This is a genomic window from Syntrophomonas sp. UBA5494 (assembly GCF_002426325.1).
The window spans coordinates 48,087-65,149 of sequence record NZ_DIPG01000123.1 but is presented as its reverse complement, the minus strand read 5'-3'; the positions used below and the strand labels follow the sequence as shown (position 1 = coordinate 65,149).

14 protein-coding genes are annotated in these 17,063 nt (G+C 48.3%); 10 read left to right on the top strand and 4 right to left on the bottom strand.

Going from position 1 to position 17,063, the window contains the following annotated elements; all coding sequences use genetic code 11:
- Positions 1–132 precede the first annotated feature (132 nt).
- The 10 genes from B3W37_RS13755 (at position 133) to B3W37_RS13710 (ending at position 13,677) form a co-directional block, all read left to right on the top strand.
- Positions 133–1,545 (top strand): SLC13 family permease, encoded by a 1,413-nt coding sequence (locus B3W37_RS13755; RefSeq protein ID WP_483176146.1) that lies wholly within the window; start codon positions 133–135, stop codon positions 1,543–1,545.
- Positions 1,546–2,275: 730 nt separating this feature from the next.
- Positions 2,276–3,907: a class I adenylate-forming enzyme family protein gene (locus tag B3W37_RS13750; RefSeq protein ID WP_483170177.1), complete on the top strand. Its 1,632-nt coding sequence runs from the start codon at positions 2,276–2,278 to the stop codon at positions 3,905–3,907.
- 254 nt (positions 3,908–4,161) lie between these two features.
- Positions 4,162–5,070, top strand: coding sequence for an SDR family NAD(P)-dependent oxidoreductase (locus B3W37_RS13745; RefSeq protein WP_483170178.1), 909 nt, complete (start codon positions 4,162–4,164; stop codon positions 5,068–5,070).
- A gap of 40 nt (positions 5,071–5,110) precedes the next feature.
- The gene (locus B3W37_RS13740; protein WP_483170179.1) at positions 5,111–6,265 is read left to right on the top strand and encodes a thiolase family protein; all 1,155 of its coding nucleotides are present in this window, start codon (positions 5,111–5,113) and stop codon (positions 6,263–6,265) included.
- 2 nt (positions 6,266–6,267) lie between these two features.
- The gene (locus tag B3W37_RS13735; RefSeq protein ID WP_481037641.1) at positions 6,268–6,684 is read left to right on the top strand and encodes a Zn-ribbon domain-containing OB-fold protein; all 417 of its coding nucleotides are present in this window, start codon (positions 6,268–6,270) and stop codon (positions 6,682–6,684) included.
- Positions 6,685–6,869: 185 nt separating this feature from the next.
- Entirely contained in the window at positions 6,870–7,649 is a 780-nt protein-coding gene (locus tag B3W37_RS13730) for an SDR family NAD(P)-dependent oxidoreductase (RefSeq protein WP_483176145.1), read from the top strand.
- A gap of 83 nt (positions 7,650–7,732) precedes the next feature.
- Positions 7,733–9,115, top strand: a complete 1,383-nt coding sequence (locus B3W37_RS13725; protein WP_481037643.1) for a sigma-54 interaction domain-containing protein — start codon at positions 7,733–7,735, stop codon at positions 9,113–9,115.
- 411 nt (positions 9,116–9,526) lie between these two features.
- Positions 9,527–11,173 (top strand): hydroxylamine reductase, encoded by a 1,647-nt coding sequence (gene hcp, locus B3W37_RS13720; protein ID WP_483176144.1) that lies wholly within the window; start codon positions 9,527–9,529, stop codon positions 11,171–11,173.
- Between the two features lie 702 nt (positions 11,174–11,875).
- Positions 11,876–12,811, top strand: coding sequence for a CoA transferase subunit A (locus B3W37_RS13715; protein WP_481037645.1), 936 nt, complete (start codon positions 11,876–11,878; stop codon positions 12,809–12,811).
- Positions 12,811–13,677: a CoA-transferase subunit beta gene (locus B3W37_RS13710; protein ID WP_483170182.1), complete on the top strand. Its 867-nt coding sequence runs from the start codon at positions 12,811–12,813 to the stop codon at positions 13,675–13,677. The genes B3W37_RS13715 and B3W37_RS13710 overlap by 1 nt, the downstream gene beginning before the upstream one ends.
- Before the next feature lie 222 nt (positions 13,678–13,899).
- On the opposite strand, the gene B3W37_RS13705 is transcribed toward B3W37_RS13710, so the two are convergent.
- The 4 genes from B3W37_RS13705 to B3W37_RS13690 form a co-directional block, all read right to left on the bottom strand.
- Positions 13,900–14,514, bottom strand: a complete 615-nt coding sequence (locus B3W37_RS13705; RefSeq protein WP_483170184.1) for a septum site-determining protein MinC — start codon at positions 14,512–14,514, stop codon at positions 13,900–13,902.
- A 4-nt stretch (positions 14,515–14,518) separates the two neighbouring features.
- Positions 14,519–14,770 carry a cell division topological specificity factor MinE gene (locus tag B3W37_RS13700; protein WP_481037648.1) on the bottom strand — a complete coding sequence of 84 codons (252 nt, stop codon included), beginning with the start codon at positions 14,768–14,770 and terminating at the stop codon, positions 14,519–14,521.
- 12 nt (positions 14,771–14,782) lie between these two features.
- A complete protein-coding gene (minD, locus tag B3W37_RS13695; RefSeq protein WP_481037649.1) occupies positions 14,783–15,604 on the bottom strand; it encodes a septum site-determining protein MinD in 822 nt (273 codons plus the stop codon).
- Between the two features lie 223 nt (positions 15,605–15,827).
- Positions 15,828–17,009, bottom strand: coding sequence for a DUF763 domain-containing protein (locus B3W37_RS13690; RefSeq protein WP_483170185.1), 1,182 nt, complete (start codon positions 17,007–17,009; stop codon positions 15,828–15,830).
- Between the last annotated feature and the right edge of the window lie 54 nt (positions 17,010–17,063).

The following is a 17,063-nucleotide window of genomic DNA, read 5'->3' as shown; positions in this document are numbered from 1 at the left end:
CTGAACGAGGCCACTGAAGCCCTGGATTATATGAGATCAGGAAAGGGCATCAAACCTGTCATTGATTTGACCAATCGTTAAGGATGTTAATTCTGCGATTACTTAAAAATATATTAAGGGAAGGCGAATGATATGGAGCAAAGAGAAAAACTTCTTACAACCCCGGCGATCATTAAGCTCGCAATCAGCTTTGCAATTGGACTTTATATATGCATGATGACCCCTCCTCCCACATTGGGACCGGCAGCAATGCGTTTCATGGGTATTTTTATAGGCGCTATGCTGGCCATGGTTTTGAGAGCCCTCCCCGAGTGGATGATATCCCTGATTGCCCTTTTATTCCTGGTAATTTTTAACGTAGGTACTTTCACCACCGTTTTCGGTCCGTTTGCAGGAACATCGATATGGCTGATTATACCCGCATTCGGGATCGCGGCTGTTATGGCCAAAACCGGTCTTCTGAAGAGAATCGCCCTATTTATTTTGAGCTTGTTCCCGGAATCTTTCCGGGGGCAGATATCAGCTTTGTTCGTATCAGGTATCGTAATTAGTCCTCTTATCCCTTCTACCCTGGCCAAGATGTCAATCTTCGCGCCCTTCACGGCTTCCATGGCCAACGAGATGGGTTATGAAAAGGGCAGCAAAGGCGCGGCCGGGCTATTTCAGGCGCAGTGGTGTTCGGCAGGTTTGCTGGGTTATGCATTTTACAGCGGTTCTTTCGCCGTCTTTATGCTGCTGGGATTAATACCCAAAGACCAACAGGCCTTTTTCAATTGGGTAAGCTGGTTTCAGACTTGTCTGCCCTGGCTGCTCACCATGATCGTGCTATCCTACATTTTCATCATGATAGCCTACAAGCCCGAAAAAGAACTTCAGCTGACCAAGGGTTATACCAAAAATGTCCTTAAAGAAATGGGCCCCATGAGTGCCAATGAAAAAATCGCCGGCATTATTTTAGCCTTGATTTTATTAGGGTGGATGACGCAGACCTGGCATAAAGTGGATGCTTCCCTGATAGCCATCGCCGGCCTTTGTCTTTATGCTGTCGCCGGGCTGTTCAAAAAAGAAGACGTTGCTACGGCGGTTCCCTGGTCGGATCTGATTTACATGCTCTTGATTTTCTCTGTAGCCGCCCTGATTGGTACGCTGAAAATCAATGTTTGGCTGCAAGGCATCCTTGATCCCATCCTTAGCCCCCTGTTTGCCAATACCTATCTGCTTATCCTGGCTATCGTTGTGGTCACCTATATATTGCGTTTCTTTATCCTATCCCAGTTCACAATCGCAATTGTGGTCTATGCCGTTTTATCAGGTCTTGCCAATGCGGCGGGCATGAACGGGCTGCTCATTGTATTGATCACTTACATCTCCGGAAACATCTTTATGTTCGATTTCCAAAACATTGTCTACGTTACGGCGCGAACCTCCTCCAGGAATATGGTCGACCAAAAAAGGACGCTGCCTTATGCCACCGCCTGGTTGTTCATCAACCTGCTCGGCTGGTGGGCAAGCGTTCCGGTCTGGAGAGCGCTTGGCCTTATGTAAGCAGTAATCCCAGCCTCCAGTCATAGCAAGAGGGGTTTCAGGTTTAAGCTGGAACCCCTCTTGTTTTATGGCCTTACAAGCCAGGGAGGTATTAAAGCGGGCTGGCGCCGGGAAGAGTGAAACGCTCAGATTGAATGAGGCCGAGGCCCCGCCCGGGGAATAAGATTGTGGCAGTTTCGCTGGAGATCCTCGAAAGGGGCTTGAGCAAGTTGACAGACATTGGCCTGTTGACGGGGGGGTGAGTGAGGGGCCTAAAGGTTTTTTCCCCCATCTTGCTGCATTATCCGGGTAAAGCCCGGCAATGTCCAATGTGTCCTGAATGTAGGATGAGTGTCCGCAATATTATACAAGTACTATCCTACCGATGGAATTTACTTGAGAGAGCTGATCAATAATATAAGGAAAACGAGTGCCAACAGCTTGATAAGCGCCCATTTGAAAGCTGCATCAATGCCTGTTTGGCAAGATCTTGTTTCAATAGATAAAAAATGTTTTTAAGAACAGAGCCGATAAAATCCTAGTGGCACAATAATTGCTAATAAAACTGATAAAGGTTGCCGAACCCCCCAAATATATTTGTGAGGAGGGATATATAGCTCTGTTTTGACTTTTTCGCAGCAACTGTAGCCCAATGGGTACAATTTAATCGTACGATTTAATTCCAGGACTTTGTAACGCCAGGTGAAGAAAACCCATATGCCTCGGGCATGTGGCAGAGGAGGAACGATATATGAGTTTACAACCTAACTTTGATCCCGGGCCAATCAAAGAAAAGATGTGGCAGGCTAAACAGAAATTTGTTGGCGACATTATTAAGAAAAAGGCCAAGTTAACACCAGACCGTATAGCGGTTGAGTGGGAAGGCCGGGAATGGACCTTCAAAGAATTGAACGAGGATGTTAACAGATTAGCCAACAGTATGGACAAGATCGGCATTAAACGCGGTCAGCGCATATCCGCCCTGTCGGGCAATCGGGTGGAATGTGCTCAGATTATGTACGCGGTAGCAAAAATCGGCGGGATTATCGGATTCTGCAACGACCGTTATACTGAATTGGAATTGCAGGAAGCCATCGAGGTTATCACACCGGAGACCATTATTGTTGCGAAGCCATATTTTGAAAAGTTTAAGAACATCCTGCCCAACATGCCTTTTGTTAAGAGGATCATTCTGTTGGATGATATGGGGGAAACCGGTTTCACTTCATTACCAACCTATGAGTACCCCAAACTCCTTGAAGAGGGAGACACCAAAGAACCCGGCATCGAACTGCACGAAGAAGACGCCTATTTTATCGTTTACACCTCGGGCACAACTGGCAGACCTAAAGGCGCAACCATTTCCCAGCGCTCGTCAGTAATGAGAGTCATGTACAATATGGCCGAATATCAACGGCTTTTGAAAGTAGACCAGGACGACAATTTTATCGCCCGGGGCGCTTTTTTCCATGTAGCTTCAGTGGACCAGATGTTTGCCACCCATTCTTTCGGTGGTAAAGTAATATTCCATGACGGCTACAGCGCCGAAAAATATGTTGATGTAATCACCAAGAACAAAATCGGTTGGCTGGCTATGGCCCCTGGCATGCTGGACCGCCTTATTAAAGAGATCAAGAAGAGAGACGCCAAAATTGTTGGCGTTAAAGCGGTAGGCTCCATGGCCGACCTGGTTCCGGTAGAAGAAATGGCAGAACTGACCACCCTTTTGAACGCACCTTATTTGAATACTTATGGTTTAACTGAAATCGGGCCTCATAATTTCTCCAACAATGTTATTCCCATTGGGGCTAAATACAACGCATTATCAAAAGCTGAAGGCCTGGCCTGCGAGGTTCGCCTTCTCGACGCCGACGGCAACGAGGTGCCGGACGGCGAAGTGGGCGAGCTGGTTATTCGCACGCCGATGATGTTCAGTGGTTACTGGGACAACCCGGTAGAAAATGAAAAGGTTTTCTATGATGGCTGGTTCCACACTGGAGACTGTTTAAGACGCAATCCTGACGGAACTCTGGATTTTGTTACCCGGGTTAAATATATGATTAAAACCGGCGGCGAAAACGTATATCCCGCGGAAATCGAACGCGCCCTTAAAATGCATCCATTAGTTAAGGAAGCGGTTGTGGTCGGCGCCAAGCATCCTAAATGGGGTGAAACCCCGATAGCCTTTGTTGCTCTTACAGAAGAAGGCAAAATCACCGGTGAGGAATTGAGAGAATTCTGCAGACAGTATCTGTCCGGATTTAAGCTTCCCAACCTGGTTGAAATTATGCCATTTGAAGATTTCCCCATCAATTCCAACGGCAAGGTTGAACTTGGCAAAATGGCGCCCTTTATCAAGGCGGCGGAAGCCAAAATCGTGTGATTTTTTTAGTTAACCGGTAATTTAGTCATATATGAAATTGACTATGACCTACTCCCGGGAATAAGCATCCGATGTCTTTCATCTAATGCCTGATGAAGCCGGCAGCAATATATATTGTATTTATGGAAGTATTGGTTTGAGCATTTATTATATATCAACTGGAATTGGATGATGACATCGGTGCTTTATACCGGGGATATGAGGCTGGAAGATTTGATGGCAACTAAGTATTAGAATTTCGGGAGGTAAATGTAATGGTTAAAGATAAGGTAGCTGTAGTTACCGGTGCCGGCAGGGGCATAGGCAGAGAAATTGCCCTGCTTCTTGGCAAATATGGAGCCAAGGTAGTTGTTAATGATCCGGGCGGAAACACTACCGGTCAAGGCGTAGACCAGATGGTCGCCGAAGAAGTCGCCCAGGAAATCAGAGCTGCAGGGGGTCAGGCAATAGCCAACTTTGAGTCTGTTGCTTCGCTGTCGGCAGCTGAAAAGATCATAGAAGACGCAGTTAAGAACTTCGGCAGAATTGATATTGTAGTTAACAATGCCGGAATTCTCCGGGACCGCATCCTCTTCAAAATGAGCGAGGAAGAATTTGACGCCGTCATAGGAGTGCATATCAAAGGCGCATGGTCAATGACCAGAGCTGCTGCGCCCCATATGAAAGAACAGAAGTCGGGCCGTTTCATCAACTTTACCTCAACCACCGGTTTAATCGGCCAGGTAGGTCAGGTTAATTACGGAACTGCTAAAGCGGGTATCGTCGGGTTAACCAAGAATACCGCCCTGGATCTGGAAAGATTCAATGTGACTGCCAATTTGATTTGTCCCTTTGCCTATACCCGGCTGGTGGGCACCATTGAGACCGATGATCCTGCCAAACAAGCCCGGGTTGAGAAGTTCAAACGCATGACTCCTGACAAGATTGCGCCGCTGGTAGTATATCTGGCCAGTGACCAGGCTCAGGAAGTGAACGCCCAGATATTTGGAGTCAGAGGCAATGAAATTACCCTGTTCTCGCAAATTCGTCCCATTCGCAATATGCACCTGGATAACGGCTGGACCCCGGAGACTATAGGCGAAATATTCGTACCCGCGGTCAAGAATAGCTTCTATCCGCTGGAGATTTCCGCTGATGTTTTCCCCTATGATCCATTGGTGTAATAATTGAGCCAGGGCAGTAAAACCATTGGAGGTTAACGATATGAACCCAAGAACAGCCATAGTTGGCGTCGGGGAGACAACTTATTCCAGTAATTCCGGCATGACGTCCACAGAGATTCTTCTCCAGGCTTCGTACCGGGCAGTACATGATGCCGGGCTAAAGATGTCGGATATTGATGGGGTCGTCTTACCCAGAATCCGGACTGAGCTTCATATTAACGAGTTTGAGTTCTATACTCATGCCAATCTGAGATTTAGAGCCATTGCAGGCATGGATGCCGGTGCCGGCGTGGTAAATGCCATTGAACTGGCCCAACTGGCTTTGCAGACCGGAAAGGCCAATTACGTCCTCCTTTATATAGGCGCCAATCAGGTGTCAGAACCCGAAAAATCCTCACCCCGGGGAATACATCAAGAAGACCTTTATAAAAGAAATTGTGAAATGCCCTTCGGGTTTTTCCCGCAGCCGGTATATTTCGGTTCAATAGCGAACCGTTACCAGAAGCTGTATGGAAACATTGAGAACCAACAGGCAGCGATAGCGGTGAACACCCGCAAACATGCGATTCTCAACGGCAATGCCCAGATGAGAAAACCTATGACCGTGGAAGATTATTTCCGCTCACCGCTGCTGGCCGAACCATTACGCCTCTTTGACTGCTGTGTAATGACCGACGGTGCAGCTGCCCTGATCTTAACCACCGAAGAGAGGGCCAGAGATCTGGCGCGTCCTGCCGCTACAGTGCTAGGTATTGCTGCGGCGGGGCTAAACCCGGCCAGCCCGTTTTTCTTTACGCAGACTCCAGACCCGCTGACGACTTCGGCGGCACAGACGGCTCCGAGCGCTTTTGCGCAGGCGGGGGTTACCCATGATGATATCGATGTTCTGGAAATCTACGATTCCTTTACCATCAATGTCATACTCCAACTTGAAGACCTGGGATTTTGCCCGAAGGGAGAAGGCGCCCGTTTTATTGGCAACGGAGAAGTCATATCCCTTGACGGGAAGCTGCCTCTCAATACCCATGGAGGATTATTATCCCAGGGTTATATGTACGGAATGGCCCACGTCATAGAGGCCGTGAAACAACTGCGAGGTGAGGCTGGATTGGCTCAGGTAAAAGACGCGGAAGTTTCTCTGGTGTCAGGTTTTGGAGGATGGTTCCAGGGTACATTGATTCTAGGGGGTAATTAAGCATGGATAAAGAGAATTTCCTTTTGCCTGACATTGAGTGGCCGGTTTTAGTTCCATTTTGGGAAGGCTGCCGTAATGAGGAATTGAAATTTCCCCGCTGTAAAAATTGCGGCGGCTGGCAGTGGTATCCAACCATCATCTGCCCTGACTGTGAAGGCGAATTTGAATGGGCCAAAGTCTCGCCCAAAGGCAAATTGTACAGCTGGACCGTGGTTCATAAGGCCTTTTTTCCTGAATTTAAAGAAAAAATACCTTTTATCGTCGCCTGTATAGAAATAGATGATGCTCCCGGTGTCCGGTTTATCGCCAACGTCGTTGACTGTGAGCCGGAAGATCTCAGTATCGGCATGGAAATGGATGTTGTTTTCGAACATGTTGACGATAAGATAAGCAAGCCTCAGTTCAAAATAAGCAAATAATTAATAGCCTGAAGGGAATATGATAATGTGCTCTTATCATATTCCCTTTGAGGCCCCGGGCTGGAGTTTTAAATCTCAGTAGAGTTGAACATGAGGGGCTTATGAATCTCGTCGCATTTTGTCGAAATATATATTTAACAGCCTACAGTTGTAGTATAATTTAAACATATCTAGGAGGTAGTTGAATGAAGTCGCCGGAGGAAATATTTTCACTAGCTGGCAAGGTGGCAATGATCACAGGCAGCGGACGGGGCCTGGGACGGGAAATGGCCCTGGCCTTTGCCAGAGCCGGAGCTGACATAATAGTAGTTGACCGTAACTCGGAGCGCGACCAAAAGGCCGCATCGCAAGTAGTTGCTGAGGTTGAAGCACTTGGCCGGCCGGCCCTTTCATGTGCCTGCCACGTTGGACGCTGGGATCAGATCAATGATCTTGTCGATACTGCGTACAAGCACTTCGGCAAAGTAGACGTGCTGGTGAATAACGCTGGCATGTCCCCGCTTTATGACTCTCTGGTTAACGTAAGCGAGGAGTATTGGGACAATGTTATGGGCGTTAATTTGAAAGGACCGTTTAGACTCTGCGCATTGGTGGGAAGCCGCATGGCCGAAGGCGAAGGCGGGTCGATTATAAACATCAGCAGTGTCGCGGCAGTCAGACCCACACCCAAAGAGACTCCTTATGCCGCTGCCAAGGCCGGCCTGAACGCGCTCACCGGTGCTTTCGCCATAGCCTACGGGCCCAAAGTACGGGTCAATTCCATTATGCCGGGACCCTTTTTAACCGATATTTCCAAGGCATGGGATATGGAAGCGGTAAACAAGAAATTTGAAAATACCCTGGCCCTTCAGCGGGGCGGAAGACCGGACGAAATAATCGGAGCGGCGCTTTACTTTGCCTCCGAAGCCTCCAGCTTCACCACCGGTGCGGTTTTGCCCGTGGATGGCGGCGGATTCGGAAGATAACAGGCTATTACTGCTAGTTCAACTTAGCAAGTACATTACAGGGATGATATATGTGCGTATTCTCGAGAGGAGGATTAGAATATATGAAATCTCGTATCTGTACCGAGGATGTCGAACAAACTTTACTGACGCTGGTTGAGATAGTTTATCTGGGGATCGTAATTGTAGACAAAAAAGGACGCGTAACATTAATAAACGAAAAACTGGCTGCTTTTTTCAATGTTGACGGTGATGAAGTTATCGGCAAGCATATAACCGAATTGATGGAAAACACAACTTTACACGAGATTGCCGGAACCGGGCAAGCAGGCTTTGATGGGATTCAGGTCATCCGTGATCAGAAGATGATTGTATCTTGCGCTCCTGTAATAAACGATCAAGGGGAGTCTGTCGGCGCAATTCAGAAGATTTCTTTTCAGAGCCGGAAAGAGATCGAAGAATTGATCAGAAGGCTTAGATTGCTGGAAGGCAAGGTAGAGCATTATAAAAAAGAATTAGAAAAATCCAATAGCGGGTCATATGCTTTGGAAAATATTTTGTCCTGGAATGACAGGTTTAATGAACTCAAAGTAATTGCCCGCAGAGCTGCTCATAGCAGTGCTACTGTGCTTATCATCGGTGAAAGCGGAACCGGCAAAGAATTATTTGCCCATGCCGTTCATCATCTTAGCCAACGCAGAAATGAGCCGTTTATTAAAGTTAATTGCGCCGCAATTCCCGATAATCTTCTGGAATCAGAATTGTTCGGTTATGACTACGGGGCTTTTTCGGGGGCTAAAAAAGGCGGAAAACCCGGAAAATTTGAACTGGCAGACAAAGGCACGCTTTTTTTGGACGAGATAGGCGATATGCCGCTCTCCATGCAGGCCAAATTACTGCGCGTGTTACAAGATAAAGTAATAGAAAGAGTCGGCGGGACCGAGTCCAAAAGAGTTGATATGCGAATTATTGCCGCAACCAACAAGAATTTGCGTCAATTGATTGCGGAGGGTAAATTCAGAGAGGACCTTTATTACCGCCTGAATGTTATTACGTTGGAGATACCCCCGCTCCGGGAAAGAAAGGACGATATCCTTCCGTTAGCCAAAGCTTTTATTACTCACTTTAGTTCGGAACTGGGAATTCCGGAAAAGACATTTTCGTCGGAGGCCCTGAAGGTTATCACCGAGTATTCCTGGCCTGGAAATGTCAGACAACTGGAAAATTGCATTGAAAGAATCATGAACTTGCATGTCGGGGCTGTCATTGAACCCAATCAATTGCCTTCAGATCTTTTTACTGACGATCAAGATATTCACAGTCCTTTTGTTGAAGATGATTATCGCAACACCATTCTGGTAGAAGAGAAGAAGATCGTTGAAAAAGCTTTAATAAAGTGCAACGGGAACAAAACTAAAGCTGCTAAAATGCTAGGCATCAGCCGCTCCACATTTTATGACAAATTAAAAGGCACTGGATTGGGATAAGCCTTAAGTTTGTTGATTAATGCCGGGGCTGAATCTGAATAACATTTGCAGCAATAAAGATTCAGTCCGACACCTTAATTAAACCGGTCAAGATAGATCCGTTTTTTGAGAGCAAACCGGCGAATTAGACAACTAAAGGTAATAAGAGCGGCCGGCATCATATCATACTGAATAAAAATTCAATAACTATGGACTGTTAGAGGTTGTATAACGTTCCATAGTTTTTGATTTTTTAGAGTATTTGGCTCGAACCAGGTTTTTAGCCGATTAATCTATGATCGTAATCATTAGGTTGCATTATTAAGGAGGATGGCTATGTCTATAAAGTGTTACGAATGCCAGTGAAAGTTGCGCCTGTGCAGGCCGGGCGGCAGCATATCCAATGTTAATACCTCGGAGTGGACCCAAAGCATGTTTTGTTATCAATGCCAGGAGGCTGCTAAAAATGCAGGCTGTACTATTCGGGGCCTATGCGGCAAGGACGATCAGATCGCCCGGCTGCAAGATTTGCTGGTTTACGCCATTAAGGGAATCGCGCAGATTGTAGTCAAGGGAAAGATCGATATTGGCAATATTCCGGAAATAAATCTTCAAGTTTTACGCAGTCTTTCCATGACTCTAACCAACGCCAATTTTGATGGTGCGGCAATTGAAAAACAGATAAAAGAAATGATGTCTTTAAGAAATAAATTAAGACAAGGGGCCGACGCGACTGCTCTCCATGACGCCGCCATATTTGAAATCAACCCCGGCGGGTCCAGGCTGTATGCCAAAGAGCACATGCTATATAAAGCTCGCCTGGTTGGTGTATTGGCCACCAAAGATGAGGATTTACGCTCCTTAAGAGAAACCATCATATATGCCGTAAAAGGGATGGCAGCTTATCTGGACCAGGCTTTACATGCTGGAAAAGAGGACTTTCAAATCTATGCCTTTATTTACGAAGCCCTGGCTGCTACGCTGGACGACTGTATTTCAAGCGACGACCTGGTTGCGCTGGCTTTAAAGAGCGGAGAATATGGCTTGAAAGCGATGGCCCTCGTGGATCAGGCATACACAGCAAAATACGGCCATCCGGAAATAACCCGGGTTAATATCGGGGTGCGAAATCATCCGGCCATATTGATATCTGGAGATGACTTGACCGATCTGGAACAATTGCTTGAGCAGACCAGGGGAACAGGTGTTGATGTCTACACCCATGGCGACATGCTGGCAGCCCATCATTATCCTGCCTTCAAAACCTGTGACAATTTGGCAGGAAACTATGGCAACTCATGGTGTACGCAGGCGGGAGAGTTTAAATCTTTTCATGGACCGATCCTGTTTAATTCTAACTGCATTATGCCTCTAAAGCAGGAAGAACTTAAAACCAGAGTATTTACAACCGGTTTTTCGGGCTTCCCGGGGTGTGCTCATATCGTGCCCGATGTCGGCGGGAAAAAGGATTTCTCCTCCTTAATCGAGCTGGCTAAAACCCTTCCCGGGCCTGAGGAGATTCAGTCCGGAAGCATAGAAGGCGGTTATGCGCGCCATCAATTGGCTGCCCTGGCCAATCGACTGGCTGATGCTATCGACTCCGGAACCATAAAGAAAGTCTTCTTTATGCCCGGTTGGGACGGCTTATTGAAGTCAAGACGATATTATACCGAATTTGCCCGTAAGCTTCCCGGGGACACGGTAATCTTAACTGCGGGGTGTGCCAAATATCGTTTTAACAAACTGGAATTAGGCAATGCTGCAGGTTTACCCAGAGTACTGGATGCGGGGCAATTGAATGATAGTTATTCATTAATGGTTTTGGCATTGAAACTCCAGGCTATCATGGGGCTGGACGATATAAATAAGCTTCCCTTTGTTTATAATATCGCCTGGTTTGAGCAAAAAACGGTCACGGTACTGTTAGCCTTATTGTACCTGGGCGTGAAAAATATTCACCAGGGTCCTACATTGCCGGCCTTTCTATCTCGAAATGTTGCCCAAATACTTACTGAAGAGTTCGGGATTAAAGGTATTACTACGGTTGATGACGACATAGCCATGTTTATGGCTGAGTAATGGTGAGGGTCTGGCCCTGACCGTTGACTATAAAACAGCTTCTGTCAACATCAGGGACTGACCTCCGCAAAGCTTTATGCGTCGCTGCTTTATTCTAAATCTCCCTCTTCCTGGTTGCACCCTCAGCATCACTAAGCCTCGGGTTGGCATATCGAATGTTATTAAGGTACATGGTGTTCCCTTCGAACCGGCATCCATCCGGAGCCACATGCGTTAATAACGCTTATCCCTGCTTTTATATAATAATCCCGCCTGATAACAAGAGATTCATAAAGCGACAGGGCAAGACAGGCTGCGTTTAGGCTTTCCTGCGGTACACGCTGCGGAATCAAATGCAGCCCCAAAGGGCATATTGGTGAAGTGGTTTGAAGGGAAATAACGTCCGGATATATTGACACCTGTAAAGACAGCAATACAATCGATCTCCTCCCTATAAGGCTGGATATGTGAAAAAAGGAGTATCACCTCAACGCGTCGGCATGAAACCTATAGCGGTTGAATGGGGCCCAAGATTCCCTAAATTTCGATATCGAAATGCATTCATACGGCGAAGAGCGGGCTGCAGGGCTGTGCAAGCCGGGAAATTGCTGCAAAACAACCCCGATTATAGGTAGGGTGGCATAGTTATTGCTTAATATGTTATTGCCAGAGATATGGGTTATTAGAGGTGGAATATTTGTATTTGCCGAGGAGGAATAGCAATTGATAGATAAACGGATGACTTTAAAAGAAGCAGTCAGCAAGTATGTTTTTGACGGTTGTTCGGTCAACATAGCCAGTATATGCGCCCGCGAACCACTGGCTGTCGCCCATGAAATCATCAGGCAGGGCCGCAAGAACATGACCTATATCACCGACACCACTACTGATCCCATTGAGCTGCTGGTCGCAGCCGGATGTTTCAGCCGCATCGAAGCAGCCTATATTTGGATCGGGGTAGTCGGGCAGGGTTACAATATCCGTCGCGCAGTTGAGGAAGGGATTCCCAATCATATCGAAATGATACCTTACTCCAACTATAGCGCCGGGCTGCGCCTGATGGCCGGAGCTATGGGACTCCCGTTTTTCCCCACCAAGTCGCTCCTGGGAAGCGACATTATTAAATATAATCCGGACATAAAAGTCATAGACGACCCATACGGTACTGGTCCGATAGCCCTGGTGCCGGCCGCTACACCTGACGTTACCTTTATTCATGTGCAACGCTCCGACATGGCCGGCAACTGTCAGATATGGGGGATGTTGGGCAACGACGATTTTGCCGCCAAAGCCTCCAAAAATGTGGTCATAACTTGTGAAGAGATTGTGCCCACCAGCGAGATTCGCAAGCTCCCCAACATGACCGTGATACCGGAGTATGCTGTGTCCGCAGTGGTGGAAGTGCCATTTGGCTGCCACCCGCTGTCTGTTACCGGCTACTATTGGATGGATAATCCCTTCCGCCAGGAATTCATTAAGGCTTCCAAAAGCAGGGAAGGCGTTTTACAGTGGCTGGATGAATGGGTTTACAGTATAGACAACCATGAACAATACCTGGAAAAAGTAGGGCGTGAACGCCTGGCCAAACTCCAGGAAATGGAACAGGACAACTGCATGATACCGGAGATTATTGCTCGGACGAGGGAGGGAGTATTGTAATGAAATACGCTGAGAAATATTCAGCCTCGGAAATGATGGCGGTTGTTTGCGCCAAACAAATTCGCAATGACGATGTGGCCTTCGTAGGGGTGGGCATTCCGCTGATGGCAGGAGCAGTTGCGTCCGCAACCCATGCGCCGGATGTGATCCTGGCCTATGAAGGCGGCGGAGTTGGAGCCAAGACCCGCCGCATGCCCTGGACGATATCGGATTCCCCCACCACCGACAACGCATTGGTTGCCGGTTCCATGAACCGGATTTTCAGTGACTTGCAGCGCGGTTTTGTTACGGTAGGAATTATCGGCGGAGCGGAATGTGATAAATACGGTAATTTAAACACCACCACCATATTTGGCAAAGACGGCAGTTACGATCACCCCAAGGTCAGGCTGCCGGGGAGCGGCGGCGCCAATGATATTGCTTCTTCGGCCCCGCGCACGGTCATTGTGATGCGATTGCAGAAAGGCAAGTTTGTAGAGAAGATAGACTTTAACACCAGTCCGGGGCACTTAACCGGTTATGATTCAAGGAAAAAGGCGGGCCTCCTGGGAGGAGGGCCGGTTGCAGTTGTGACCGACCGCGGCTTGTTTAAATTTGATGAGGTAAGCAAAGAAATGTATTTGGACGCCATCTATCCAGGGGAGACGATAAAAGAGATTAAAGAACTGATCGATTGGGACTTGAAAGTATCCCCGCAGTTAACGGTATTGGAACCTCCGACAGAGGAGCAGATCAAAATAATGAATGAATTGGATCCTCTGGGTACTGTTTTGGGGACTAAGACAATGAAAGGTGATGTGGAGCCTTTCGACGATTATTATCAAGCGCTAAAGAAGGGGTACTCTGCAACCCGGTTGGTTTTGTAAATCATTAAGACGCATAGCGGAACGGTTTGGATCAGGGGGATGTTCTTTTGAATCGCGAATGAGTCGAAAGAAGCGTCCCCCTTACTCATTTGCGTCCCCAAGCAAGGTCTTTTGACGTATGGGCCGGCCTCAGCGGGAAAACCCCGAACATTTCGAAAAACCTTTCTAAGGAGATGAAAACAAGAAAAGGCCATTCGAATCCGGGGCCGGATTGACGGATTTTCAGGCGTTGGATGTAAAGGACAGCTGCACCTGTTCCTTGGTACGATAGCTTTTGGTATGTATAGCTCCCTGTTGGATAAAGGCTACTGTAGGGCCGGAACCCGGCGGGCCCTCAAAGGCCGCGTTGATCTGGGCAATGCGGATTTGTCGGGCGGCCAATTCCAGAGTAAATATGATGCCGGCCGTATTGCCGAAACAGCCGGCATGGGCGATGCCCGTCAGTTTTCCCAGGACCACGATGTCCAAACCTGCGTAAAGCTCGGCCCCTTCGTGAACATCGCCCCATACCACTATTGAACCGTCGGCATGTACAGTTTGCCCGCTGCGAATATGACGGCGCAGAAATACATCGCGCTGAACCGGCGCGGCTGCGGAGTTGTGCATGTTGTCTAAAACCATACCATGATCCAGGCACAGCTTCTGAAGTTCGATGAGGTCATTGTAGGCCAGAGTTTTTAACCCCGGCCCTTTAAAGACCACCGGTGAGCCCCAGAATAACTTGGGATTTGACTCCAGGCGCTTTTTTAAGTATTGGCAATACTGTTCATAGCCTTGATCCTTGTTAAATACCAGGATCAAGGTATTATTCAGACCCTTTATGGTAAGTGGATCCACTTAACTACCTCGCTTTTACGGTGATGTTTATATCGATCACGGTCTGGCGTCCCTGGCGCAGCATGTGAATCCGCGGTTCCCCTGAGATTTCCAGGTGCTTTCTCACCACCCGGGCTACATCATTGCCGATGATTTGAAGCATATCCGCCGAAGCAGCGCAACGATCCTGCGCCAAAACCACCTGAAGGCGTTGATTGGCCTGAGCGCGGCTGGAAGCACCGGAGCGGTTAAATAGCCTTTCGAATATACCTAGCACAACCTTCCCTCCTTAGTGACCGGAGAATATGCCACGGCTGAAATTTTTGATGCGGCCCCACCAAGACGGTTCCTGCGGGGGGAGTATGGGAACCTCTTCACCGACAATACGTCTGGCCACATTGTCAAAAGCTGCTCCTGCCCTGGATTTGTCATTTAGGACTATCGGTTCGCCTTTATTGGTAGAAACCACCACATATTGATCTTCGGGAATAACTCCGATAAGATCCACGTAAAGATGCTCGGCCACGTCCTCTATACTCAACATATCCCCGTTTCTAACCATATCCCAGTGCACCCGGTTGACAATCAGTTTAATATCCTGAAAACCATTCGACTCCAGCATGCCGATGATCCGATCCGCATCACGCACTGCGGAAACCTCCGGGTTGGTGACCACTATAGCCCGGTCCGCAGCGGCAATGGCATTGCGAAAACCCTGCTCGATCCCGGCCGGACAGTCCACCAGGACATAATCGAATTCTTCTTTGAGCTGGGAGCAAACCCCTTTAACCTGGTCCGGGGAGATATCATCTTTGTTGCGGGTCTGTGCCGCCGGCAGCATATACAGACCCGGAAAGCGCTTATCCTTGACCAGAGCCTGCTTTAATGTACACTCCCCTTCAATAACCTGGACGATATCATAAATCACACGATTCTCTAATCCCATAATTAAATCAAGTTTTTTCAGGCCGATATCCAGATCGACGACCGCAACCCGGAGTCCCATCCTGGCTAGGGCGCAGCTGACATTGGCAACTGTAGTGGTTTTGCCAACCCCGCCTTTACCAGAGGCGACCACCAGCACTTGATGCTGTTCAGAACCTGCTGTCATACTCATGTGTCTCCTCTCTGACTTGCTGTTTGCGACAAAATAAGACACCATTGGATTTATTGTAATGGAAATGGTACCAATAATAAACTGCTGCTCCATATTTAGCCCAGGTTTTATATACTTGATTGCCAATCCAAATGTCAATCCCGGTTAATCCCCTAAAATCATGATGATATGCTATTATCCGGCAGATGCTTACGGTCTGGTTAGTTTTGAATGGATATCAGAACAGCCCGGGCTGAATCATTGGGGCGAGCTGATTGGAGCGGTTGCCGGGCTGCAAAGGAGCGCGTTCCCGCGATTGAGGGGTGGCCTTTACCTGTACCATTTCGCTATGCCAGGCCGCCAGGTTGCGCAAGGCATGAAGTTGTTCCCGCCGGCCCTGTTTGGCCTTGAGTAAGGCTCTCCGCAGTGTCTGGTACGAATTGGCAATGTCATCCTGGTTGACCGGAAAGGGGAAGCCGTCCTTACCGCCGTGAGCGAAGGCATAGCGGACCGGATCCGTATAGCTGGGCCTGGCTCCATAGGCTACTTCAGCTACCAGGCACAGCGCGCGCAGAGTGGAACCTCCCACCCCTGGCACCTGTAAGAGCTGTTCGAAATTTTGGGGCTGCATTTCGTAGGCTGCTTGTATGGCCTTATTTAGATAAGCCGTAGATGGGATACTGTGCCGGTTGGGCAGATTGATGCTGCGGGAGCGGCTGATTATCGACTTAAATTCCTGTATTAAAAGATGCGGGGCCTCGCGGCTCAGGTCGGCACACAAACGGTTAAGTGATTGATTCTCCTGAGAAACCAGATTAAGGGTCTCGACCGTACTGTCACCACAGACCGCTGCCTGTGGCTCCTCGGTAAAACACTGCATTTGAGCGCTCAGCCAGTGATAACGCCGGGCCTCTCTTATGGACTGGTTCATGCCCTGTTGAATAACTGTCCAGCGGCCCTCCCAGTTGAAAACAAAAAAGTGGTGATAGATTTGAAAGCCGTCCTGTACTGCCGAACTATCAATCTTGGCCGCCATCTTGCTGGCATAAACCAACTGTTCGGCATCGATTGCCAGAGGATGCCGGTCAGCCAGTCTGCGAATCTCAGCGGGGGTTTGGCGGGCAGTCCTTCCTTTGCCTCCTGAGCAGAACAGCCCGGCTGCCGGGCCGATTTGCTGCAGACCTTCTTTGATAGCTGCGCATACCGTAGTAGTAAGCCCGGAAGAATGCCAATCGAAGCCTGCTACGCACCCCAGGGCCTGAAACCAGAAGGGATCCGACAAGCGCCTCAGGACTTCGTCTACACCGCACTCCTCAATGATCACCTCGATCAGGGTCTGGCAAAGCCTTTTCATGTGCCCAAAAAGCCAGGCTGGACACTGACCGCCATGGAGAGGAAGGTTGGCAGTACCGGTTTTCATTCCATTTATATCTCCTGTATTATTTGTTGAATATAGAATAGCACAAAAGGCCCC